Raw genomic sequence first — 22,959 nt, forward strand, 5'->3', positions numbered from 1 at the left:
AGACAAAATTATAGGAGAGAGCATCATGTCCAACGCCGTCGCGGAAATCGCCGAACGACTCAAGCTGCTGAGTCCGTCCGAGAAACAGGAAATCATGCAGCTGCTGCTACAGGACATCGACGGCCCCGACCAGGACGCCGATGAAGCGTGGCGCAACGAAGTGGTGCGGCGCGTGAAAGCGATCCGCAATGGCGAGGCGGCAATCCTCGCACTGAAGGAATGGCAGGAGTGAGCATCGCACATCCATGATGCTGGAATGAAAAAAAACCGCGGCAAGCCGCGGTTTTTTTACGTCCGGAGCGGGCGGGATGCACCCGCCCTCGACCTGTTACTTCTTCGCAGCGGCCGCGGTCGCCTTCTTGGCCGGCGCCTTCCTGGCCACTGCCTTCTTCGCCGCCGGCTTGGCGGCCGGTTTGGCGGCTGCCTTGCGCGCTGCCTTCACTGGCGCTGCCGCACCATCGGCGCCGTCCGCGCCGGCAGCGGCCTCATCGCCCGCCTTGCCCTTGGCGGCGGCGCCCGGCTTGGCCTTGCGCTCCTCGAACTCGAAGCTGATCTTGTTGTCCTTGCCGCGCACCAGGAAGGCCTTGAATGCACGACGGGTACGCTGGGACACGAAGCCCGGCAGCAGGTCGGTCTTGCCGTCGTTCAACAGCTTGGCCATCTGTTCCGGCACGATTTCCTGCTGCAGGATGATGCGTCCGCTGCGGAAGTCGCAGGTCTTCGGCTTGGCCACGCTGTGCTCGCAAACATAGGCGAGCGGCATTTCGTACACCCCGCCATTGCACTTCGGGCAAGGGCCGACCGGGGTCTGGCCGCTGAAGTCGACGCCTTCGCCCTCTTCGCCTTCCTCGTCCTGGCCGAAGTCGAACTCGAGCTTGAAGTTCTTGATCTCTTCATCGCGCACGATGCGCAGGATGGCGGCGAACGGGCGCCCCATCTTCGAGCGGAAGCCCTGCAGTGGACCGATGGTGCGGTTCTTGAGCAGTTCTTCGACTTCCGCGATCTCGAACTGGCGGCTGCCCGGCGTCTTGCTCATCGAGAAGTCGCACTTGGTGCAGGCGAAGCGGCGGTAGTTTTCCTTGACCATGCCGCCGCAGTTCGGGCACGGGTTGACCAGGGTCGCGTACTCGCCGGGAATCGTGTCGTTGTCGTATTCCTTGGCGCGCTTGACGATGATCTGGGTCATCTGCTGGATCTCGCGCATGAATTCTTCGCGCGAAATCTTGCCCTTCTCCATTTGCGACAGCTTGAATTCCCACTCGCCGGTCAGCTCGGGCGCCGTGAGTTCATTCACGCCCAGGCCGCGCAGCAAGGTCATCAGCTGGAAGGCCTTCGCGGTCGGCATCAGCTCGCGCCCCTCGCGCAGCAGGTATTTCTCGGTCAGCAAGCCCTCGATGATGGCCGCGCGCGTGGCCGGCGTGCCCAGGCCCTTGCCGGCCATCGCATCGCGCAACTCGTCGGAATCGACCAGCTTGCCCGCGCCTTCCATCGCCGACAGCAGGGTCGCTTCGTTGTAGCGCGCCGGCGGCTTGGTAACCAGGCCGTTGGCCGTGACCTTGTCGGTCAATACCTTCTCGCCCTTGGCCACCGGCACCAGGTTGGCGCCGTCCTTGTCGTCGCCCGTGTCTTTGCCGTACACGGCCATCCAGCCGGGGTTGGTCATGACCTTGCCCTCGGTCTTGAACTGGTGGCCCGAGACTTCGGTATAGCGGGTCGTGACCAGGAACTCGGCGGCCGGGAAGAACACGGCCAAGAAGCGGCGCGTCACCAGGTCGTACAGCTTCTGTTCCGGCTCGCTCAGGTTCTTGGGCACCACGCCGGTCGGGATGATGGCGAAGTGGTCCGAGATCTTGGTGTTGTCGAAGATGCGCTTGTTCGGCTTGACCCAGCCATTTTTGCTGATCTGCTTGGCGAACTGATTGTAGTTATTGGTCTCGGCCAGCGCTTCCAGGGTCGACTTCACGGTGCCGATATAGTCTTCCGGCAGGTGGCGCGAATCGGTACGCGGGTAGGTCAGCACCTTGTGCTTTTCGTACAGCGCCTGGGCCAGGCCCAGCGTGTTCTTGGCCGAGAAGCCGAAGCGGCCGTTGGCCTCGCGCTGCAGCGACGTCAGGTCGAACAGGCCGGGCGCCATCGATGTGGTCGGCTTGCTTTCTTCGGTGACGTTGCCCTGCTTGCCGCGGCAGGCGGCCGCGATCGAATCGGCGGCAGCCTTGCTCCACAGGCGCTCGGCGCGCTTCTCGGGATCGTTCTCGTCCTTCTTGAATTTTTGATCCAGCCAGCGCCCTTCGTAGACGCCAGCGGCGCACACGAACTCGGCGCGCACTTCCCAGTAGTCGCGCGGCACGAACTTCTTGATCTTTTCTTCGCGCTCGACCACGATCGACAGGGTCGGGGTCTGCACCCGGCCCACCGTCGTCAGGTAGAAGCCGCCCTCTTTCGAATTGAAAGCGGTCATGGCGCGGGTGCCATTGATGCCGATCAGCCAGTCGGCTTCGGAACGGCAGCGCGCGGCGTCGGCCAGCGGCAGCATTTCTTCGTCGCTGCGCAGGTTATTGAAGCCTTCGCGGATCGCGTTGGCCGTCATCGACTGCAGCCACAGGCGCTTGACCGGTTGCTTGGCTTTCGCGTTCTGGGCGATCAGGCGGAAGATGAGTTCTCCTTCGCGGCCCGCGTCACATGCGTTGATCAGGGTGGTGACATCCTTGCGCTTGATCAACTTATTCAGCACCTTGAGACGCGACTCGGTCTTGGCGATCGGGTTCAGCGCGAAGTAAGGCGGGATCATCGGCAGGTGGGTAAAGCTCCACTTGCCGCGCTTGACGTCGTGTTCTTCGGGCACCGCGATCTCGAGCAAGTGGCCGACGGCGGACGAGAGGACGTAGTCGTCCGATTCGAAGTACTCATCGTGCTTGGTGAAGCCGCCCAGCGTCTTCGCGATATCGTTCGCGACCGACGGTTTCTCGGCGATGATGAGGGATTTGGTCATAGTGATTCTCGTCGTGCTATCTATATAGTGTGGGCTTGCGCATCATACATGCTGGCAGCCGGGCCGGTGAAATTCCGGCCATAGTGTCTGATTGGTAACTGTCAAGATGAAGCGGCCAATGATAAGCGCGTTATCGCGCTCCCTGCAAGTACACCTTGCGCTTCGTGATGGTGCGATGCGGGCCACATATGGTCTATGTGCCGCCCAGAAATGGTGAGCCAGAAATGCAAAACGGGGCACAAGCCCCGTCGAATGTCTTACAAAAGCGACACCGCGCGTCAGTGCAGCAGACGCGGCTCTTGCTCGTCGTCGTCGCTGAACAAATCGTCGAACATCAGCGCGTCCGGTTCCTTGCCCTGGCTCCAGAGCACCATCAACACGATGATCTTGAGCTTGCTCAAGGCGATGGGGGACTCGTCGCAGGCCAGTGCGCGCTCGATGACGATCTCGCGCTGGATGGGGCCGAGCACCTTGGCGCTTTCGAGGAAGGCGATGAAGCCGATCGCGGCGCTGCCCAGCTCGATATATTCTTCGTCCACGTAGTAGCGCATGCCGGTAGAGGCATCGATCGTGTCGGGCAGCGGCGCATCGGTCAGCCCGGTCAGCCAGTCCAGCGCTTCCGAGATTTCGATGTCGTCGAAGCCGACAGCGGACAGTTTGCGAGCCAGGGCTGCCGGCTCGGGGCAGGCGTCGGGACGGTAGTACGTCTCGTAGAGATAGACCAGGATGTCGAACATAGTGACGCTACTGTAGCAGCTAAACTTCGTGCGGCACAAGTAGAGCGCGCCTGTCGCGCTGCCTCGTGGAAAAAACGTTGTATGCAAGCCTTGTTCGATCAGCTAGCTTACCAAAAACGATTAAAAACAAGAACATACAATTCGCAAACTTCGTGAGATGAAGCACAGGCAATCTATTAAATGTGCATCCACGCGGCCTGATTCGAAGTAGGCCTAAGGCCAGATGCGCTGCACCCTTCCGCCCGGCAACTGCACCACCAGACCGGCCAGTTCCAGGCCCAGCAGTCGCCCGCCGAGCTCGCCAGCATCGGTCCCCAGCCGCGCCAGCAGATCGTCGAGCGCCACCGGTTCGTGGCCCAGCGCGAGCAACAGCTCGGCGTCTTCTTCCGCCGTATCGTCCGGCCCGGCGTCGCGCTTCTGGCGACATGCTTGCCCGATGGCCGCCAGCGGTGACACCCGCATCGCCAGCAGCACCTCGTCCACCGTCTCGACCAGTTGCGCGCCGTCGCGGATCAGGCGGTGGCATCCCTTGGCCAGCGCGGAATGGATCGAGCCGGGCAAGGCGAACACCTCCCTGCCCTGCTCGGCCGCCATCTGGGCCGTGATCAGCGAGCCCGACTGGGCCGCCGCCTCGATCACCAGCACGCCGGCCGCGAGGCCGCTGATCACGCGGTTGCGGCGCGGGAAATTGGCGGCCAGCGGCGGCGTGCCCAGCGCGTATTCGCTGAGCAGGCAGCCGTGTTCGGCGATGCGGTGGGCGAGCATCCGGTTGCGCGCCGGGTAGACGCGGTCGAGTCCGGTGCCGACCACGGCGATGGTGGCGCCTAGCCCGCGCAGCGCGCCTTCGTGGGCGGCGGTGTCGATGCCCAGCGCCAGCCCCGACACCACGCACAGGCCGGCGCCGGACAGGGCCGCGGCAAAGGATTCGGCGTCGAGCTTGCCCTGCACGCTGGCGTTGCGGCTGCCGACCACGGCAACCAGGGGCCGCGCCAGCAGCTCGATGCGGCCGGCGGCGTACAGCAGCAGCGGCGGATCGGGGATCTCGGCCAGCGCCGGCGGGTACAGGGAATCGTGGAAGGTGATCAGGTGGTGGCCGGGTCGCTCCAGCCAGGCCAGGGTGGCCGCGACCAGGGCCGTCAAGGCGGGCGTGACCGGCGCGCACACCGCTTGCGCCTGGCCCGCCGACACATGGGCCGCCAGCGCCGCTGCCCCGGCCCTGAAGATGGCCCCGGGCGAGCCGAAGGCGGACAACAGCGCATGCGCGCTGCGGCACCCCACCCCGTGCGCCTGTTCCAGGCGCAGCCAATCGGCGATCAGGGTGGCGCGCTCGGCAATGGGATGGGGTTCCGTGTCTTGCACGGCGGGGTTACTCCGGTGATTTGGCGACGTCGCCCACCTGCACCGGCGCCGTCACCTGCATGACCAAGCCGTACGAGACGTTCTTGAACACGCGGAAGATGAACAGGCTGCCGTATTGCTCGTCGGGCAGTTTCAACTGCTTCCGGCCCAGGCCCAGGAAACCCCGGCTTTGCGGATCGGCCACAGTCTTCCCGAGATGATAGAGCTGCAGCACCGCGCCGACATCGAGCCCGTCAACCGTGCCCCGGTTGACAGTGACGACCTGGCTCTGTCCGGCGTAGGTTACGCCGGAATAGATCGACATGACGCGGCCGTCGAGGGGTTGCAGCGGCGCGTGCGGCACGTAGTTGCGCACCGGCGTCGGCGGCGCCGGCAGCAGCAGGTCGCCCACGCCCATCTCCTGCACGGTATCGACCACCTGGAAAGTGTGCACGTCGACGCCGGGCGCGGCCAGCTTGAGCAGCTTGACGGTGCCGAGGAAGGCGGCTTCGTGCGCCACCACCAGGCCGGTCTGCGGGTCCGTCAGCGCGGCGCCGGGGCGGAATACCTGGAACACGCTCTCGTGCTTGACGTCGCCGTGCACGTAGACGCGGTCGCCTTCTCCCAGGTAGACGCGGCCTTCCTGCGAGGCGGCGATGCGTGGCGCGCCCGCCAGCTCGTCGGCCTCGACCACCAGCGGCTGGGTCAGGTAGGGTTCGATGGCGCCGGCGGGAATCGCCGGCACGGCGTCGCGCGCCAGGCCTTCGCTGCGCACCTGCGGCGACAGGCGGGTCAGCGGAGGCGCATCGCGGCCATCGCCGCCATCGAGGCTAGTGCCGGGCTGCTGCAGGCTCAGGCGGCCACGCGCGCGGTCGAACCAGATGGTCTGGCCCGGATAGATCCAGTGCGGGTTGCGGATTTCGTCACGGTTCATGCCCCAGACCTGGGGCCAGCACCATGGGTTGCGCAAGAAGGCGCCAGAAATATCCCATAGGGTATCGCCCTTGACCACGACGTGCTTGTCGGGTGCGTCCGGGCGGAAGCTGCAGGCGCCGGCGGGCACTGGGGGCTGGGCCGAGGCGCCGGCGGCGCATGCGAGCAACGCCGCCGCAGCAGCACGGGCCACGACTGTGCTAAAATTTTTCATTGAAGACGTCCGTTTAATGCGGCGTAAGATTAAATGATGCCGCCAGATTGCAGCTGCATCCAATGCAGGTCATGATGCTGAACAGGCCGCTCCGTCATCCGGCCCGGCCGCAGCGAGAGACAGCACGACGTACCGCTCCCCGCTCACGGAAGGGTTGCTGTATAGAATCAAATTCTGCACACAAATCCCTGAACTAGCAAGCAAACCGAGGTCTGCGCGCCAGGGCGTGTGGCGGGTTTGCGTCCTGTCTTGCCTGCCAGCCAAGTACCCGTTCAACCTAGACAACTCCACCGACATCCGATCCGATATGGCACTTCTCGACATCCTCCGCTACCCCGACCCGCGCCTGCACAAGGTCGCCAAGCCGGTCACCGAATTCGGCACCGAGCGCCTGCGCAAGCTGGTGGCCGACATGGCGGAAACCATGTACGACGCGCCTGGCGTCGGCCTGGCCGCCACCCAGGTGGACGTGCACGAACGCGTGGTTACCATCGACGTGACCGAAGCGCAAGAAAAGCTGATGGTCTTCATCAACCCCGAGATCACCTGGGCCAGCGAAGAAAAGCAGGTCTACGACGAAGGCTGCCTGTCGGTGCCCGGCATCTACGACGGCGTCGAGCGCCCGGCCCGGGTCAAGGTGCGCGCATTCGACGTCGACGGCAAGCCGTTCGAGGTCGAGGCCGACGGCCTGCTGGCCGTGTGCATCCAGCACGAGATGGACCACCTGATGGGCAAGGTTTTCGTCGAATACCTGTCGCCGCTCAAGCGCAACCGCATCAAGGCCAAGCTGCAGAAGGAAGAACGCGGCATGCAGCGCGACGCCGCCCAGCGCGCCGCCCGCCGTTGATTGCGGCGGTGACATGAAAGTCGTTTTCGCCGGCACCCCCGAGTTCGCCGCCGTCGCCCTGCGTGCCCTGCACGAGGCCGGCTTCGAGATCCCGCTGGTCCTGACCCAGCCCGACCGCCCCGCCGGGCGCGGCATGCAACTGCAGGCATCCAGCGTCAAGCAGTACGCGCTGGCGCACGGCATGCCGGTGGCGCAGCCGCTGTCGCTGCGCATGGACGCCAAGGATCCGGAGCGCGCCGCCCAGGCCCGCGCCGCGCACGAGCAATTGCAGTCGATCGACTACGACGTGATGGTGGTCGCGGCCTATGGCTTGATCCTGCCGCGCAGCACGCTCGACATCCGTCCCTGCATCAATATCCACGGTTCGCTGCTGCCGCGCTGGCGCGGCGCCGCGCCGATCCACCGCGCGATCGAATCGGGCGACCTGGAAACCGGCGTGACCATCATGGAGATGGAAGAAGGCCTGGATACCGGGCCGATGCTGACCATGGAGCGCCTGCCGATCGACCCGCTTGATACCACCGGCAGCCTGCACGACAAGCTGGCCGCGCTGGGCGGACGCATGATCGTCGACGCGCTGCGCAAGATGCAAGCCGGCGAGCTGAGCGCCGTGCCGCAGCCGGACGAAGGCGTGACCTACGCCGCCAAGATCGGCAAGGAAGAAGCGAAGCTCGATTTCAGCCTGCCGGCCGCGGTATTGGCGCGCAAGGTGCGCGCCTTCAACCCCTTCCCCGGCGCGAACGGGGTGGTCGATGGCGTGGCGGTGAAGTTCTGGTCGGCCGAAGCGGTTGAAGGCAGCGGCGCACCGGGCGCGGTGTTGCAGGCCGACGCCGGCGGCATCGTGGTCGCTTGCGGAGAAGGTGCGCTGCGCCTGAACGAGCTGCAGAAGCCTGGCGGCAAGCGCCTGAAGGCGGCGGAATTCCTGAAAGGGTTTTCGCTGGCGGGGTTGACGTTCAATTGAAGCGCTCGCGGCGCTCCTGAAGTCGATTTCATAACACGTCGTCCCCGCGGGCGAGGATGACGTGCAAAACGGTTGCGGCGATCAACCGATAACGATCACCGCGTCGGCGGCAAAGCCGCCACCCCTACGCCTGCGACGTACGCTGGGCGTCCATGTGTTCACGCAGAACCTGGTTGATGCGGGTCTGGTAGCCGGGACCTGCGGCCTTGAACCATTCAAGCATATCCACATCCAGGCGGATCGTGACGATCTGTTTCACACCATTGCTGGCGACTTGTGGCTTCGACGACATTGCTGGCTCCGGGTTGCGGTCCATAGGCTGATCCCAATCCGGTTGGTATTCTTTGTTCATGCGGTTATCCCATCTATACGTTCGCCACTCGTGGAGGCGGACCTTGATTGTCGTCTCGCCATGTATCGTAAAGATTGCAGCCACCCCAACAAATGTAACGCTATGTAACGCATGCGGCGTTGAATACATAACGATACATACACACCCCCACTGCCGGGCCTATCGCGCCGCTTGACGTATAATCGTAGACCGCCCTTTCTCAACCGGCCTGTCAAGCCGCACCTTCGGAAAAACACGATGAACGCCCGTACCAATCCCGTCTCCCCGATCGAAACCCAGCTGCGCGAGATCCTCGCGCGCCGCATCATGATCCTGGATGGCGCGATGGGCACCATCATCCAGCAGTACAAGCTCGATGAAGCGGCCTACCGCGGTGAGCGTTTCGCGAACTTCGCGGCGCCCGAGGGAGCAGGCCAGCGCGAGCTGTTCGTGAAAGGGAATAACGAGCTGCTCACGCTCACCCAGCCGCAGGTGATCCAGGAAATCCACGAGCGCTATCTCGCCGCCGGCGCCGACCTGCTCGAGACCAATACCTTCGGCGCCACCGGCGTGGCGCAGGAGGATTACCACATGGCGCACCTGGCCTACGAGATGAACGTCGAAGCGGCCAGGCTCGCGCGCGCCGCCTGCGACAAATATTCAACCCCTGACAAGCCGCGCTTCGTCGCCGGCGCCCTGGGACCGACCCCGAAGACCGCCTCGATCTCGCCCGACGTCAACGACCCGGCGGCGCGCAACATCACCTTCGACCAGCTGGTCGCGTCCTACCACGAACAGGTCCGCGGCCTGGTCGACGGCGGCGCCGACCTGCTGCTGGTCGAGACCATCTTCGACACCCTGAACTGCAAGGCGGCGCTGTTCGCGATCGACCAGTATTTCGACGAGCATCCCGAGACGCCGCGCCTGCCCCTGATGATCTCGGGCACCGTGACCGACGCCTCGGGCCGCATCCTGTCGGGCCAGACCGTGCCGGCCTTCTGGAATTCGGTGCGCCATGCCAAGCCGCTGACGATCGGCCTGAATTGCGCGCTCGGCGCGGCGCTGATGCGCCCCTATGCGCAGGAGCTGTCGCAAATCGCCGACACCTTCGTGTGCATCTACCCGAACGCCGGCCTGCCCAACCCGATGAGCGACACCGGCTTCGACGAGCTGCCGGCTGACACCTCCGCCCTGCTGCGCGAATTCGCCGACGCCGGCTTCATCAACATCGCCGGCGGCTGCTGCGGCACCACGCCCGAGCACATCGCGGCGATCGCGAAGATCCTGGAAACCCAGGCTCCACGCCAGGTGCCGGAAGTGCCGGTCGCGATGCGCCTGTCGGGCCTGGAGCCTTTCACCATCGACGAATCGTCGCTGTTCGTGAACGTCGGCGAGCGCACCAACGTCACCGGGTCGAAGGCCTTCGCCCGCATGATCCTGAACGAGCAGTTCGACGAGGCGCTGTCGGTGGCGCGCCAGCAGGTCGAGAACGGCGCCCAGGTCATCGACATCAATATGGACGAGGCGATGCTCGATTCGCAGGCGGCCATGACGCGCTTCCTGAACCTGATCGCGTCCGAGCCCGACATCTCGCGCGTGCCGGTGATGATCGACTCGTCCAAGTGGTCGGTGATCGAAGCGGGCCTGAAGTGCGTGCAGGGCAAGGCCATCGTCAATTCGATCTCGATGAAGGAAGGCCTGGAGGAATTCATCCGCCAGGCGCGGCTGTGCCGCCGCTACGGCGCCGCCGTGATCGTGATGGCCTTCGACGAACAGGGCCAGGCCGACACCTTCGCGCGCAAGATCGAGATCTGCGAACGCGCCTACAAGGTGCTGACCGAACAGGTGGGCTTCCCGCCCGAAGACATCATCTTCGACCCGAACATCTTCGCCATCGCCACCGGCATCGAAGAGCACGACAACTACGCCAACGACTTCATCGAAGCCTGCGCCTGGATCCGCGACAACCTGCCGCACGCGAAGATCTCGGGCGGCGTGTCGAACGTCTCGTTCAGCTTCCGCGGCAACGACCCGGCGCGCGAAGCGATCCACACCGTGTTCCTGTACCACGCGATCAAGGCCGGCCTGACCATGGGCATCGTCAACGCCGGCATGGTCGGCGTCTACGACGACCTCGATCCCGAGCTGCGCGAACGCGTGGAAGACGTGGTGCTCAACCGCCGCAAGGACGCCACCGAGCGCATGATCGAATTCGCCGGCACGCTCAAGGCCGGCGGCGCCAAACAGGAACAGAACCTCGAGTGGCGCAACGCGCCGGTCGAGAAGCGCCTGGCGCATGCGCTGGTGCACGGCATCACGCAATGGATCGTCGAAGACACCGAAGAGATGCGCCAGCAGGTCGCAGCAGCCAACGGCCGCCCGATCCACGTGATCGAAGGTCCGCTGATGGACGGCATGAACATCGTCGGCGACCTGTTCGGCCAGGGCAAGATGTTCCTGCCGCAGGTGGTCAAGTCGGCGCGCGTGATGAAGCAGGCCGTGGCGCACCTGGTGCCGTTCATCGAAGAAGAGAAGGCGGCGGAAGAAGCGCGCACCGGCATCGTCGCCAAGCCGAAGGGCAAGATGGTGATCGCCACCGTCAAGGGCGACGTGCACGACATCGGCAAGAACATCGTCTCGGTGGTCCTGCAGTGCAATAACTTCGAGATCGTGAACATGGGCGTGATGGTCCCCTGCGCCGACATCCTGGCCAAGGCCAAGGAAGAAAACGCCGACATGGTCGGCCTGTCGGGCCTGATCACGCCGTCGCTCGAAGAGATGGCGCATGTGGCGCGCGAAATGCAGCGCGACCCGTGGTTCCGCGAGCGCCAGGTGCCGCTGCTGATCGGCGGCGCCACCACCAGCCGCGCCCACACCGCGGTCAAGATCGCGCCGCACTACGACGGTCCGGTGGTCTACGTGCCGGACGCGTCGCGCTCGGTCTCGGTCGGCCAGGCGCTGGTCACTGACGACACGCGCGACGCCTACATCATCGAACTGGCCCAGGACTACGAGCGCATCCGCATCCAGCACGCCGGCAAGAAGGCGCTGCCGATGCTGCCTCTCGACCAGGCGCGCGCCAACAAGGCCAAGCTGGCGTTCGCGCCGGTCAAGCCGAAGTTCATCGGGCGCCGCGTGTTCAAGAACGTCGACCTGGGCCTGATCGCGCGCTACATCGACTGGGGCCCGTTCTTCCAGACCTGGGACCTGGCCGGTCCCTTCCCCGCCATCCTCACCGACGAGGTGGTGGGCGAGGCCGCCACCAGGGTGTATGCCGAAGGCCAGGCCATGCTCAAGAAGATCATCGAAGGCCGCTGGCTCACCGCCAACGGCGCGATCGCCCTGCTGCCGGCCAACACGGTGAACGACGACGACATCGAGGTGTATACCGACGAATCGCGCGAACAGGTGGCCTTCACGTATTACGGCCTGCGCCAGCAGGGCGTCAGGCCGGTCGTCGACGGCGTGCAGCGCCCCAACCAGTGCCTGGCCGACTTCATCGCGCCGAAAGAGAGCGGCATCCCGGATTACATCGGCATGTTCGCCGTGACCGCCGGCCTTGGCATCGAGAAGCACGAGCAGCGCTTCGAGGCGGCGCATGACGACTACTCGTCGATCATGCTCAAGTCGCTGGCCGACCGCCTGGCCGAAGCCTTCGCCGAATACATGCACGAGCGCGTGCGCACCGACCTGTGGGGCTACGTGGCGGACGAATCCCTGTCGAACGAGGCGCTGATCGCCGAAGAGTACCAGGGCATCCGTCCGGCGCCGGGCTATCCGGCCTGCCCCGAGCACACGGTCAAGGCCGATATGTTCCGCACGCTGCAGGCCGGGGAGATCGGCATGGAGCTGACCGAGTCGTTCGCGATGTATCCGGGCGCGGCGGTGTCGGGCTTCTACTTCGCGCACCCGGAATCGAAGTATTTCGTGGTCGGGAAGATCGGCGACGACCAGGTCGAGGACATGGCGCGGCGGCGCGGGATGGACAAGGCCGAGGTGGAGCGCCACCTGGCGCCGAACCTGTAAAACACAACGCCGCGAGATCCGCGGCGTTTTTTTCGTGACGCGCCGAGTGTGCGGCGCTCAGATCGCGTAGCGCACCACCTTGTCGCTCCACTCGAACGCCGACACCTCGAGTTCGGCCAGGTCGTCGCCGTCCATCGACAGGCTCTTGAGGCCCGCCAGCAGGTCGTCGCCCTCGTCGTCCATGCGCTCGATCGATTCGGCCAGCTTCAACAGCTCGCCGAAGAAGCCGCTGCGCTGCAGGAGCGCGGCGCGCACTTCGTCGATCACGGGGATCTGCTCCACGATGTCCATCATCGGGATGCAGAACAGCGTGTCCATCAGGGACATCATGCCGACCGTGAAGGCGACGTCGGCGACGTTCTTCTGGCCGGGGCGCAGGCGCTGGGCCAGCAGCTCCATCAGGCGCGCGCGCGTGGTGGCCAGCAGCAGGAGCGGGCTCTGGCTGTGGCCGCGCACGTCCGGCTCGGCATACAGCAGGATCTGCAGCCAGCGCTGCAGCTGGCGCCGGCCCAGCAGGGTCAGGGCCTGGCTGATCGATTCGATGCGTCGCCCCGCCCCCACCGCCGGCGTGTTCACCAGGCGCAGCAGGTTCAGGCCGATCGTCACCTCGCGCTTGACCACGCTTTCGATCTCGGCGTTGTCGGCGTCGGACGCCACCAGGTTCACCAGGTCGAGCACCGTCGTCTGCGACGGCGACAGCTTGCGGCTGGCCAGCACCGACGGCTTGGCGAAATAATAGCCCTGGAAGTAGTCGAAGCCGATGTCCAGGCAGGTGCGGTATTCGCTGTGGTTCTCGACTTTTTCGGCCACCAGGCGCTTGCCCGTGGTGCGCAGGCGCGGCGCCAGCGACAGCAGGGTCACGGCCGGCAGCGCGCGCAAATCCATCTTGACGAAGTCGATCACGGGCAGCAGGCGCGACAGCGCCGGGCCGTGGGCCGCCGCCTCGGCCGCGAAGCGAAAGCCATGCTTGCCCAGGGCCCGCATGCGTTCGATGACGGCGTCGTCCGGCTCGACCGAAGCGACGATCTCCAGCACCGTGCGCTCGCGCGGCAGGAAGGCGAACATATCGCTCACCAAGACGTCCTTGTCGACGTTGATGAAGGCGTTGGCGTCGCCGATCGCACGCGGCAGGCCGAGCTGGGATGCATGGTGGATGACGCTGGCGCTGGCCGACAGGCCCGAATCGAAATGGGCCGGGCCCTGGGCGCTGCCGCGAAACAGCAGTTCATAGCCGAACAGCGCCTGGTTGCGGTCCAGCACGGGCTGGCGCGCGAGGTAGAAATGGCGCATGCGTAGCGGCTGGGAGGCCTCGTCGAGGCTGGCGGTATCGGTCATCTCGTTCTCGTTCTCGCATCAATCGGACTACTTTACCGCATCCATCCCGGCGTGTGTCTTCTTGGCACTAATTTATTAGAAGAACGTTATTCGCGAAACATCGGTGTTGTCACAATCGATACACAGTGTTTACTGCGGCAATCCGTCGACGAACACCTTCAGCTCACCCGGCGCGAAATGGGTCCACTCCTCGTTCGTCGTGAGCGGCTCGGTGACGATGATCGCGACCCGGTCGTCGGGCGTGGTCACCTGCGAAAAGTCGACCGACAGGTCTTCGTCGGACAGGCAGGCCGTCACGAAGGGATACTTGCGCACCACGTAGCACAGCTTGGTCGAGCAATGGGTGAACAGCGCGGCGCCGTCGGACAGCATCATATTGAAGGTGCCGTGGGCGGCGATGCCGGGAATGATGCGCTCGAGCAGTGCGCGCAACTCCTCGCGGCCCGGCGCGGTGTCGCCGAACTCGCGGCGCATGCTTTGCAGCAGGTAGCAGAAGGCCAGTTCGCTGTCGGTGGTGCCGACCGGACGAAAGGCGCCGTCGAGCACGGGCGCGAAATCCTTGAGGTCGCCGTTATGGGCGAACACCCAGTAGCGGCCCCACAGCTCGCGCACGAAGGGATGGCAGTTTTCCAGCGCCACGTGGCCGACGGTGGCCTTGCGGATGTGGGCGATGACGTTGGTCGACTTGATCGGATAACGCTTGATCAGTTCGGCGATCGGCGAGGCGATGGCGGCCTGGTGATCGACGAAGTGGCGCACGCCACTGCCCTCGAAGAAGGCGATTCCCCAGCCGTCGTGGTGGGTGTCAGTGCGGCCGCCGCGGTGGGCGAAGCCGGTAAAAGAGAAGACAATGTCGGTAGGGACATTGCAGTTCATTCCGAGGAGCTGGCACATGGCCCGCAGCTTACCATGACCGATGAAAAAAGCGCCATTGCCCGCCGGTGGCAATGGCGCTCGGGGACTTCAGCGCAGCGAAATGCTGTCCTGGCTCAATGCACGTGCTCAATGAAGAACGACGGGCTGGCTCATCAGGGTGTCATACGAGCCCAGGAAGTCGTCGATCTCTTCCATGGTGGGTTCGCTGGCAATCAGGTTGTTGACGTCGCGCCGGAACGATTGCGCGAGGCGGCCGCCGATGAAGGCCTCGCGACGGCCGGCCTTGTCGACGATCTCGAAGCCGCCAAATCGCAGCGCTTCGAGTTCACGGTCGACGCCGAACTCGACGACGCTGTACTGTTCGCTGTTATAGATCATGTTCATGATGACTCCTTCGATCAGAAATTAGTGCAACCCTGCCGCATGGCGGCGTACGGCAGGCTGTTCACTTCGCTTCAGAGGTGGGGCTGTCCGAACCGATTTCAAGACCGTCAAGTGCCTTCAGGCGTGGACGGTCGGGTTCAGTGCCAACAGCTGATCGTATGGCGGCGCTGCAAGCCACGATCGCAACTGATCAAGGTGTTCGCTGCTCGCCAGGCCGAGAAACAGGCGTCCCGGGCGTTGGCGCAGCAGTCGATTCAATGTTACACGCAAAACGAGATTGCCGTCGCAGCACAAACACCCGGGAGCGATGCGCACGACCTGCAGGCCGGGGCCGGTCTCGAGCGGCGTGGCGGCCACGCCCAGGCCTTCGAGGATGACCGCGCTGAAGTCGCGCGACGTGGCTGCGCCGGCGCCAGGCGCGCCAGGATCGGAAACGGCAGCGGGAGGAACGGCCAGCAGCGCCGCGATCGCCTGTTCGCGTGCGGCGGCGCTGGGCCCTGTGACGAGGACGGTGGCCGCGCGGGCCATCATCCCCCTTTCTTGGCGAGCTTGCCCGGTTCGACGCCCAGCTGCTTGAGCTTGCGGTACAGGTGGGTGCGCTCGAGGCCGGTCTTCTCGGCGACGCGCGTCATGCTGCCGCCTTCGCGGCCCAGGTGATGTTCGAAATACATGCGCTCGAAGGCGTCGCGCGCCTCGCGCAGCGGTAGGTCGAACGACAGCGTATAGCCGGTGCCCTCGCCCTGCGACACCGCATGCACCATGCGCGTACCGTTGCCCATGCCGACGCCTGGGCCGGGCTGCACGCCAGGGGACGCGAACATCGGCGCGCTGGGGGCGGCGATGGCGGCGTCGCTCGCCACCGGCGGCGCGCTCGGCGCGATCGGGCGCGGCGGTGCCATCGGTGCGCGCGCCACCTCTTGCGCGCGGGTCAGGCCCTGCTGGACCGCCTTGAGCAGCTTTTGCAGGGCAATCGGCTTTTCGAGGAAATTCAGGGCGCCGATGCGGGTCGCCTCGACCGCCGTGTCGATGGTCGCATGGCCCGACATCATGATGACCGGCATGGTCAACATGCCGTCGCGCTGCCACTCCTTGAGCAGGGTCACGCCATCGGTATCCGGCATCCAGATGTCGAGCAGCACCAGGTCTGGCGTCGCGGCCGCACGCGCCTCGCGCGCCTGTTGCGCGTTCTCGGCCAGGGTGATGGCATGGCCTTCGTCGCCGAGAATCTCCGACAGGAGTTCCCGGATGCCCATTTCATCGTCAACTACGAGTATGTTCGCCATCGTTTCTACCTTCCTGATCTTCTACCCGTCACGTGTGCAATTTTATAAGTTTTTTTGCACTTAAGCCAAGTTTGCTGATGGGGCCGAGTTCTCATGCCCTGAAATAGAGGTTCGTTGAACAATCAGGTTTGATTCAATGAATCTTCATTTCAGGACACTTAAGCTAACTTTAGCAGCAAAATCGATACCGCTGCGCCAGTTCCATCGCTGCGGTTGCCGACGTCGATCCGGCCCCCGTGCTCGTCCACGATTTTCTTGACCATGGGCAGGCCGAGGCCGGTGCCGCGGGCCTTGGTGGTGACATACGGTTCGAAGGCGCGCGCCAGGATGCGCGGCGCGAAGCCGGGGCCGTTGTCGACGATCGCCAGGCGCACCGCGGTGCCCGCGAGCCCGTCGGCGCCGGTGTAGTGGATCGCCTCGGTGCTCACGTCCACGCGCGGGGGCGGCGCGTCGGGGCCGCGGTCGACCAGCGCATCCTGGGCGTTCTGCACCAGGTTGTGGATCACCTGGCGCAGCTGGGTGGCGTCGCCCATCACGCGCGGCAGGTTCGGCGCCAGGCTGGCGTGGATGACGTCATTGCCATCCTCGGCCAGGTAAAGGTTCAGGATTTCTCCGATCAGGCCATTCAGGTCGAGCTGCTCGAGCATGGCCGGCGGCGTGCGCGCGTAGTCGCGGAAGTCGTCCACCATGCGCTTCATGGCGTCGACCTGGTTGACGATGGTGGTGGTGCCGCGCTTGAGCAGCTCGGCCTCTTTCGGCGGCAGGCTGTCCTCGAGCTTCATCTGCATGCGCTCGGCCGCCAGCTGGATCGGCGTGAGCGGGTTCTTGATCTCGTGCGCCAGGCGCCGCGCGACCTCGCCCCAGGCCACCGAGCGCTGGGCCGTGATCACGTCCGAGATGTCGTCGAACACGACGATGAAGCCGCTGTCCGCGCCCACCGGCAGGCGCGAGCCGCGCGCCAGCAGCACCAGGTCGTGGTCGTGGTCGTCGCCGCTGCCGCGGCGCGGGATCTCGATTTGCTGCTGCCAGTGCGCACGTTTGCGCCGCTCGGCCGCCGAGTGCGCGCTCTGGGCCGAGAAGGCGCGCGTGATGCAGTTCGAGAAGTGTTCCAGTCCCGGGATCCGGGCCAGCGGCCCGGCCATCGCGCCGGGTTCCACCTGCAGGATGCGGTAGGCGGCGTCGTTCGAGTTCACCACCAGGCCCTCGGCGTCGAGCACGATCACGCCGGCCGACATATTCGCCAGCACCGATTCGAGGTGGGCCTTGGCGCTTTGCAGCGCGGCGCGGTTGCGCTCGACCGCGCTCCTGGCCTCGAACAACTGGCCGGTCATGGCGTTGAACGATTGCGTCAGCGTGCCAAGTTCGTCCTTCGTCTGGACGATCGGCCTGGGCGACAGGTCGCCCTCGGCCACCGCCTGCGTGCCCTCGGCCAGCACCAGCAGCGGCTGCGCCAGGTTGCCGGCGATGAGGAAGGCGCTGCCGACGGCGCCGAAGATCGCCAGCAGCAGCGTCAGGGTCAGCATCCCGATGTACATCTTGCGCAGGCCGGTGCGCGCTTCCAGGCGCAGGCGGTATTCGCTGTAGGCCGAGCGCAGCACCTCGGCGTTCGAGGCCAGGTTGACCGGCACCGACTGCAGCAGCTGCAGGTAGCGCTGCGGCGCGCCGGGCGGCTCGGGCACGGCCAGCACCACGCGCAGGCGCAGGCCCGTGACGGCGTCGAGCGCGCTCGAGACGCCGTCGAGCCCCTCTTCGCTCAGGTCGCGATCGACGCCGCCTTCGGCCAGCGCATACCCGCCCGGCATGGCGGCGCTCTTCAGCATGCGTTCGTTGGGCGCGTCGGCCGCCAGGTTGGCGCCGCGGTCTTCCAGCGCCGCGGCCAGCACCGCGCCCTTCTCGTCGACCAGCATCGCGCTCTGCAGGCCGCTGGTGTCGGCCAGCAGGCGCGCCAGCACCGGCTGCGCGCTCATGTCGCCCTGGCCCGCCAGGGTCGCGGCGGCGGTCTGCGCGGTCGCGCCCAGTTCGGCCAGCGATTCGTCGAGCGCGGCGCGGCCCAGGTTCAGGCCCGACTCGATCGCCGACTCGATCTTGACGTCGAACCACGAGTCGATCGAATGCGAGACGAAATTCACCGACACCATGAAGATGACGACGCCGGGCAGGATGCCGATGCCGGCGAACAGCAGCACCAGTCTCGCCATCAGGCGCGAGCCGAACTTGCCGGCCTTGTGGCGCGAATACAGGCGGCCGAGGGCGACCGCGACGAAGGCCAGCAGCACGAAGGCCACCGCGCCGATCAGTCCGATCAGCCAGCCGTAGTAGCGGCCAAGGAATTCGGAATTGGCCGAGGCCGACGCGAGCAGGAACAGCAGGATGCACACTACCGCGCAGCCCACGACGAGGGCGTAGCGCAAGACCTGGTTGACCGGTCTACTCTGCACGATAGGTAAAGGTCTTCCGGCTGGACGTCAGGCGCCAGTCGGAATCGTTGAGGGCGTTGACCTGGAGCGGCTTCTGCAGGTATTCGCGGTCCATGTACATGCGCAGCGAGACTTCGTAGACTTCGCCCGGCTTGAGCTTGCCCTTGGGCGCGATCAGCCAGCGGGTCGGCCGGCGCACCATGAACATCGCATCCTCGAAGGTCTGGAAGCGCTCCTGGAAGGAGCCGACCACCGTCACGTAATACTGGCGCGTCAGCACGTCATACGAAATGCGGATGGTGCGCTTGGCGGACACCGCCCGCTCGTCGCGCCACCACCAGCGCGGCCGCACCAGCTCGATCTCGGTGGTGAAATGCAGTTGCACGCCGTGCTGGAGCGCATCCCGCAGGCCGCTATTGAGCTCGAAATCGTAGACCGTGTTGAGCCGGTAGCCGTCGTCGCTCGCTTCGATCGCGGCGCGGCTGATCTCGATCCCGTCGGCCGCCTGCGCCGGTACCCACGCAGCAACGCACGCAAGCGCCAGCAGCAGCTGGCAGGCGAGGAGGCGTAAAAGTCGTAACGTCACGGGTGAGCCGGGGCCTTAAAAAATGCGCGTAGTGTAAAAGAACTTACGCCGCTTTCTTCTGGAACAGGGCGTAGAACAAACCGTCATGATCCTGTCCGGCGCCGCCGAGCGGCAGGAGTTGGCCCGGCGCATCAAGGCGGACTGCGTCGTGGCGAGCCGCGAAAGCGGCTGCCTGCGCCTCCGATTCCTGGGGCCAGAGCGAACATGTCACGAACAGCAATTTACCATCGGGCAGCAACATCTGCCAAAGATTGTCGAGTATTTTGGAAGAAAGTGTTGCAAGTTGGGATGTATCCGACTTGCGGCGCAGCCAGCGGATATCCGGGTGGCGGCGCACGATGCCCGAGGCGGTGCACGGCACGTCGGCCAGGATACGATCGTATTGACGGCCATCCCACCAGTCCCGGCTGCCGGCATCGGCGGCCAGCAGCGTCGCGTCCAGGCCGAGGCGGCCCAGGTTGTCGCCCACGCGCGCCAGGCGCGCCGGGTCGGCGTCGACCGAGGTCAGCTGCACGTCGGCGGTCTCGAGGATGTGACCGCTCTTGCCGCCGGGAGCGGCGCAGGCGTCCAGCACGCGCATGCCGTCCTTCAGGTCGAGCAGCGGCGCGGCCAGCTGGGCGCCGGCGTCCTGCACCGACACCACGCCGTCGGCGAAGCCCGGGATCTGGGCCACGTTGATGGCCTGGGCCAGGCGCACCGCGGTCAAGCCCACCTGCTCGGCCTGCAGGCCGGCTTCGTTCAGGGCGTGCAGATAGGCAGAGACATCGGTCTTGCGGCGGTTGACGCGCAGGGTCAGCGGCGGATGGACGTTGCCGGCCTCGAGCACGGCTTCCCAGTCGCGCGGATAGGCCGCGCGCATGGTGTCGATCCACCACTGCGGATAATTGAAGCGCGCCAGCGGCTCGCGCAGGGCTTCTGCGACCAGCGCCTCGCGCTCGCGCAGGAAGCGCCGCAACACGGCGTTGACCATGGCCTTGGCATGGGCGAAATCGGGATGGGCTGCGGCCGCGTTGACGGCCTGGTCGACCACGGTGAAGGCCTCATACGGGGCCGCCTGGCCCTCGGGCGGATCGAGCAGGGAGAGCGCCGCGCACAACAGGCCGCCCAGCATCGGCGGCTCGGGCGCCTTGCTGGTCATCAGGCCCAGCAGGGTCTCGCTGCGGCCCAGCTGGCGCATGGTGCGGTAGGCGATGTCCTGGATCGCGCCGCGCGCCTGCGGCGTGGCGTCGTAGGCGGCGAATACAAGGGCGAGGGCCTGCGGCAGCGCGCTGCCCCCGCGCACGCGCGCCACGGCGCTGGCGGCGCCGAGCAGCGCCAGCGCCAGCGAATCGGACTTGAGGTCGGGACGGTAGTCGCGTTGCGGCGCGACTTTCACTTCGTGGCTCTGGCGCAGGCGCGGCGCTTCTTCACGCTGCGCACGCGGCTGCTGGCCGGGGAAGTCGCCACCCTGCGCCCGAGGCGGCTTGCCGACCGGGCGGCGGTCGGGATCTGCCGGCCGGGGCTGGCCTGATGCGCTCGGACCGGGCTTGCCATGACCGCCCTGCCCCCGCGCAGGACCCTTTGCCGCAGCGCCGGCCGGAACCGGGTTGCGGCCGACCGCGCCTGGCGCGCGCCGGTCGGCGGCGGGCCTGGCCTTGGGTTTCAGGGTGAGCGTTGGACGCTTGTCAGTCATGGCGAATAAAATGTTGCGAAAATGGGCTCCCATTGTAACGGTTATGCCTTTGGCGACGCTTAATATGGTTGTTGAACCGCCAATCGCGAACGCCGTGTCCAGCCAAAGCGTGGCATCAAACTAGTATAATGTTCACTGTTTGCCTGCTCGTCTTCCCGATAATAGGCGCCGTCCATCCGTAGTACCTAATTTTTCGACCATTCCCATGCTCGCCCAACAAAAACAACAAATCGTTGCCCTGTTCCAGGCAGCCCTCGCCCCGATCGTCGCCGGCACCGACCTGGCCCCCAATGTGGTGCTGGAGCGTCCGCGCGATCCTTCGCACGGCGACATCGCCTGCAATATCGCCATGCAGCTGGCCAAGCCGCTCAAGACCAATCCGCGCGAACTGGCCACCCGCCTGGTCGCCGCGCTGCAGGCCGAGCCGGGCGCGCAGGGCCTGATCGAATCGGCGGAGATTGCCGGCCCCGGCTTCATCAACCTGCGCGTGGCCGCCGCCGCCAAGCAGTCGGTGGTGCGCAGCGTGCTCGAGCAGGGTGAAGCCTTCGGCCGCGCCGGCGCCGCCAGCGGCCACCATGCGATCATCGAATTCGTCTCGGCCAACCCGACCGGTCCGCTGCACGTCGGCCACGGCCGCCAGGCCGCGCTGGGCGATGCGCTGTCGTCGCTGTTCGAATCGCAGGGCATCGAAGTGACGCGCGAGTTCTACTACAACGACGCCGGCGTCCAGATCGCCACCCTCGCCACCTCGGTGCAGGCGCGCGCGCGCGGCTTCAAGCCGGGCGACGCCGAATGGCCGGAGTCGGCCTATAACGGCGACTACATCGCCGACATCGCGGCCGACTTCCTGGCCAAGAAGACCGTGTCGGCCAGCGACGGCGCACCCGCCACCGCCAGCGGCGATGTCGACGACATCGAATCGATCCGCCGCTTCGCGGTCACCTACCTGCGCAACGAGCAGGATCAGGATCTTCAAGCGTTTGGCGTCAAGTTCGACAATTATTATCTCGAATCGTCGCTGTACGCCGACGGCAAGGTCGAGACGGCGGTGCAGGCCCTGGTCGATGCCGGCAAGACCTATGAAGACGGCGGCGCCCTGTGGCTCAAGACCACCGACTACGGCGACGACAAGGACCGCGTGATGCGCAAGTCCGACGGCACCTATACCTATTTCGTGCCCGACGTCGCCTACCACATCCAGAAATTCCGCCGCGGCTTCGACCAGGCGATCAACATCCAGGGCAGCGACCACCACGGCACCATCGCGCGCGTGCGCGCCGGCCTGCAGGCGGTGAACATCGGCATCCCGCAGGGCTATCCCGACTACGTGCTGCACAAGATGGTCACCGTGATGAAGAACGGCGAAGAGGTCAAGATCTCCAAGCGCGCCGGCTCCTACGTCACCGTGCGCGACCTGATCGAATGGTCGGGCAATGGCGACGTCACGCGCGGCCGCGACGCGGTGCGTTTCTTCCTGATTTCGCGCAAGGCCGACACCGAGTTCGTGTTCGACGTTGACGTCGCCCTCGCGACCAATGACGAGAATCCGGTCTACTACGTGCAGTACGCCCACGCGCGCATCTGCTCGGCGCTGGCCAACTGGGGCGGCGACGTCGCCAGCCTGGCCAAGGCGGATCTGTCGCCGCTGACCGAATCGCACGAGTCGCAACTGCTGGCCAAGCTGGCGGCCTATCCCGAGATGCTGCAGCGCGCGCAGGCCGAACTCGGCCCGCACCAGGTCGCGTTCTACCTGCGCGAACTGGCCGGCGAGCTGCACAGCTATTATTTCGCGCACAAGTGGCTGCTCGACGACGACGAGTCGCTCAAGCTGGCCCGCCTGGCGCTGGCCGCCGCCACCCGCCAGGTGCTGCGCAATGGCCTGGCCCTGATCGGCGTCTCGGCGCCGGACAAGATGTGAAGGGCGCCTCGAAAAACCGTCGCGAGCGGCAGCAGTTTCGGTCGAGAAGCGCAACCGTACGGCCGTACGGTGAGCATCGCAGACCGAAACTGCAACGCGCAGCAGGTTTTTC

The 22,959-nt window shown here is 65.6% G+C and carries 18 protein-coding genes; 5 read left to right on the forward strand and 13 right to left on the reverse strand.

Features of this window, described 5'->3' with window-relative positions; all coding sequences use genetic code 11:
* The first annotated feature begins 25 nt into the window (after nucleotides 1-25).
* A complete protein-coding gene (locus tag LO55_RS03350) occupies nucleotides 26-232 on the forward strand; it encodes an addiction module protein (protein ID WP_005667885.1) in 207 nt (68 codons plus the stop codon).
* A 96-nt stretch (nucleotides 233-328) separates the two neighbouring features.
* On the opposite strand, the gene LO55_RS03355 is transcribed toward LO55_RS03350, so the two are convergent.
* From LO55_RS03355 to LO55_RS03370, 4 genes are all read right to left on the reverse strand, one after another.
* A complete protein-coding gene (locus LO55_RS03355; protein ID WP_005667883.1) occupies nucleotides 329-2,989 on the reverse strand; it encodes a DNA topoisomerase III in 2,661 nt (886 codons plus the stop codon).
* Nucleotides 2,990-3,267: 278 nt separating this feature from the next.
* A complete protein-coding gene (locus tag LO55_RS03360; protein WP_005667881.1) occupies nucleotides 3,268-3,726 on the reverse strand; it encodes a Smg family protein in 459 nt (152 codons plus the stop codon).
* Nucleotides 3,727-3,939: 213 nt separating this feature from the next.
* The gene (dprA, locus tag LO55_RS03365) at nucleotides 3,940-5,085 is read right to left on the reverse strand and encodes a DNA-processing protein DprA (protein ID WP_071360445.1); all 1,146 of its coding nucleotides are present in this window, start codon (nucleotides 5,083-5,085) and stop codon (nucleotides 3,940-3,942) included.
* A gap of 7 nt (nucleotides 5,086-5,092) precedes the next feature.
* On the reverse strand, nucleotides 5,093-6,211 hold the full coding sequence (locus tag LO55_RS03370; protein WP_071360446.1) for a LysM peptidoglycan-binding domain-containing protein: 1,119 nt from the start codon (nucleotides 6,209-6,211) through the stop codon (nucleotides 5,093-5,095).
* A gap of 307 nt (nucleotides 6,212-6,518) precedes the next feature.
* Here LO55_RS03370 and def point away from each other — a divergent pair, with 307 nt between their 5' ends.
* A complete protein-coding gene (gene def / locus LO55_RS03375) occupies nucleotides 6,519-7,058 on the forward strand; it encodes a peptide deformylase (RefSeq protein ID WP_005667874.1) in 540 nt (179 codons plus the stop codon).
* 13 nt (nucleotides 7,059-7,071) lie between these two features.
* The gene (gene fmt / locus LO55_RS03380; protein WP_071360447.1) at nucleotides 7,072-8,019 is read left to right on the forward strand and encodes a methionyl-tRNA formyltransferase; all 948 of its coding nucleotides are present in this window, start codon (nucleotides 7,072-7,074) and stop codon (nucleotides 8,017-8,019) included.
* Between the two features lie 124 nt (nucleotides 8,020-8,143).
* Here the strand turns inward: fmt and LO55_RS03385 are convergent, their stop codons facing one another.
* A complete protein-coding gene (locus LO55_RS03385; protein WP_040776893.1) occupies nucleotides 8,144-8,371 on the reverse strand; it encodes a BrnA antitoxin family protein in 228 nt (75 codons plus the stop codon).
* 237 nt (nucleotides 8,372-8,608) lie between these two features.
* On the opposite strand from LO55_RS03385, the gene metH reads away from it, so the two are divergent.
* The gene (metH, locus tag LO55_RS03390; RefSeq protein WP_071360448.1) at nucleotides 8,609-12,376 is read left to right on the forward strand and encodes a methionine synthase; all 3,768 of its coding nucleotides are present in this window, start codon (nucleotides 8,609-8,611) and stop codon (nucleotides 12,374-12,376) included.
* 57 nt (nucleotides 12,377-12,433) lie between these two features.
* On the opposite strand, the gene LO55_RS03395 is transcribed toward metH, so the two are convergent.
* The 8 genes from LO55_RS03395 to rsmB all read right to left on the reverse strand — a co-directional run bounded on the left by LO55_RS03395 (nucleotide 12,434) and on the right by rsmB (nucleotide 20,929).
* Nucleotides 12,434-13,711 (reverse strand): EAL and HDOD domain-containing protein, encoded by a 1,278-nt coding sequence (locus LO55_RS03395; RefSeq protein ID WP_071360449.1) that lies wholly within the window; start codon nucleotides 13,709-13,711, stop codon nucleotides 12,434-12,436.
* A 129-nt stretch (nucleotides 13,712-13,840) separates the two neighbouring features.
* A complete protein-coding gene (locus LO55_RS03400) occupies nucleotides 13,841-14,605 on the reverse strand; it encodes a class II glutamine amidotransferase (RefSeq protein WP_005667864.1) in 765 nt (254 codons plus the stop codon).
* 108 nt (nucleotides 14,606-14,713) lie between these two features.
* A complete protein-coding gene (locus tag LO55_RS03405) occupies nucleotides 14,714-14,971 on the reverse strand; it encodes a BTH_I0359 family protein (RefSeq protein WP_005667861.1) in 258 nt (85 codons plus the stop codon).
* A gap of 117 nt (nucleotides 14,972-15,088) precedes the next feature.
* On the reverse strand, nucleotides 15,089-15,502 hold the full coding sequence (locus LO55_RS03410) for a P-loop NTPase family protein (RefSeq protein ID WP_071360450.1): 414 nt from the start codon (nucleotides 15,500-15,502) through the stop codon (nucleotides 15,089-15,091).
* Nucleotides 15,499-16,254: a response regulator gene (locus tag LO55_RS03415; protein WP_005667858.1), complete on the reverse strand. Its 756-nt coding sequence runs from the start codon at nucleotides 16,252-16,254 to the stop codon at nucleotides 15,499-15,501. Before LO55_RS03415 ends, LO55_RS03410 begins: the two co-directional genes overlap by 4 nt.
* 158 nt (nucleotides 16,255-16,412) lie before the next feature.
* Nucleotides 16,413-18,692 (reverse strand): sensor histidine kinase, encoded by a 2,280-nt coding sequence (locus LO55_RS03420; protein WP_005667856.1) that lies wholly within the window; start codon nucleotides 18,690-18,692, stop codon nucleotides 16,413-16,415.
* Entirely contained in the window at nucleotides 18,682-19,257 is a 576-nt protein-coding gene (locus tag LO55_RS03425) for a DUF4390 domain-containing protein (protein WP_005667854.1), read from the reverse strand. Before LO55_RS03425 ends, LO55_RS03420 begins: the two co-directional genes overlap by 11 nt.
* A gap of 43 nt (nucleotides 19,258-19,300) precedes the next feature.
* Nucleotides 19,301-20,929, reverse strand: coding sequence for a 16S rRNA (cytosine(967)-C(5))-methyltransferase RsmB (gene rsmB, locus LO55_RS03430; protein WP_229410037.1), 1,629 nt, complete (start codon nucleotides 20,927-20,929; stop codon nucleotides 19,301-19,303).
* A gap of 205 nt (nucleotides 20,930-21,134) precedes the next feature.
* Here rsmB and argS point away from each other — a divergent pair, with 205 nt between their 5' ends.
* Complete coding sequence (gene argS, locus LO55_RS03435) at nucleotides 21,135-22,847, forward strand: arginine--tRNA ligase (protein WP_071360451.1); 1,713 nt, start codon at nucleotides 21,135-21,137, stop codon at nucleotides 22,845-22,847.
* Nucleotides 22,848-22,959: the final 112 nt, after the last annotated feature.

Source organism: Massilia timonae (assembly GCF_001866515.1).
Taxonomy (GTDB): Bacteria; Pseudomonadota; Gammaproteobacteria; order Burkholderiales; family Burkholderiaceae_D; genus Telluria; species Telluria timonae.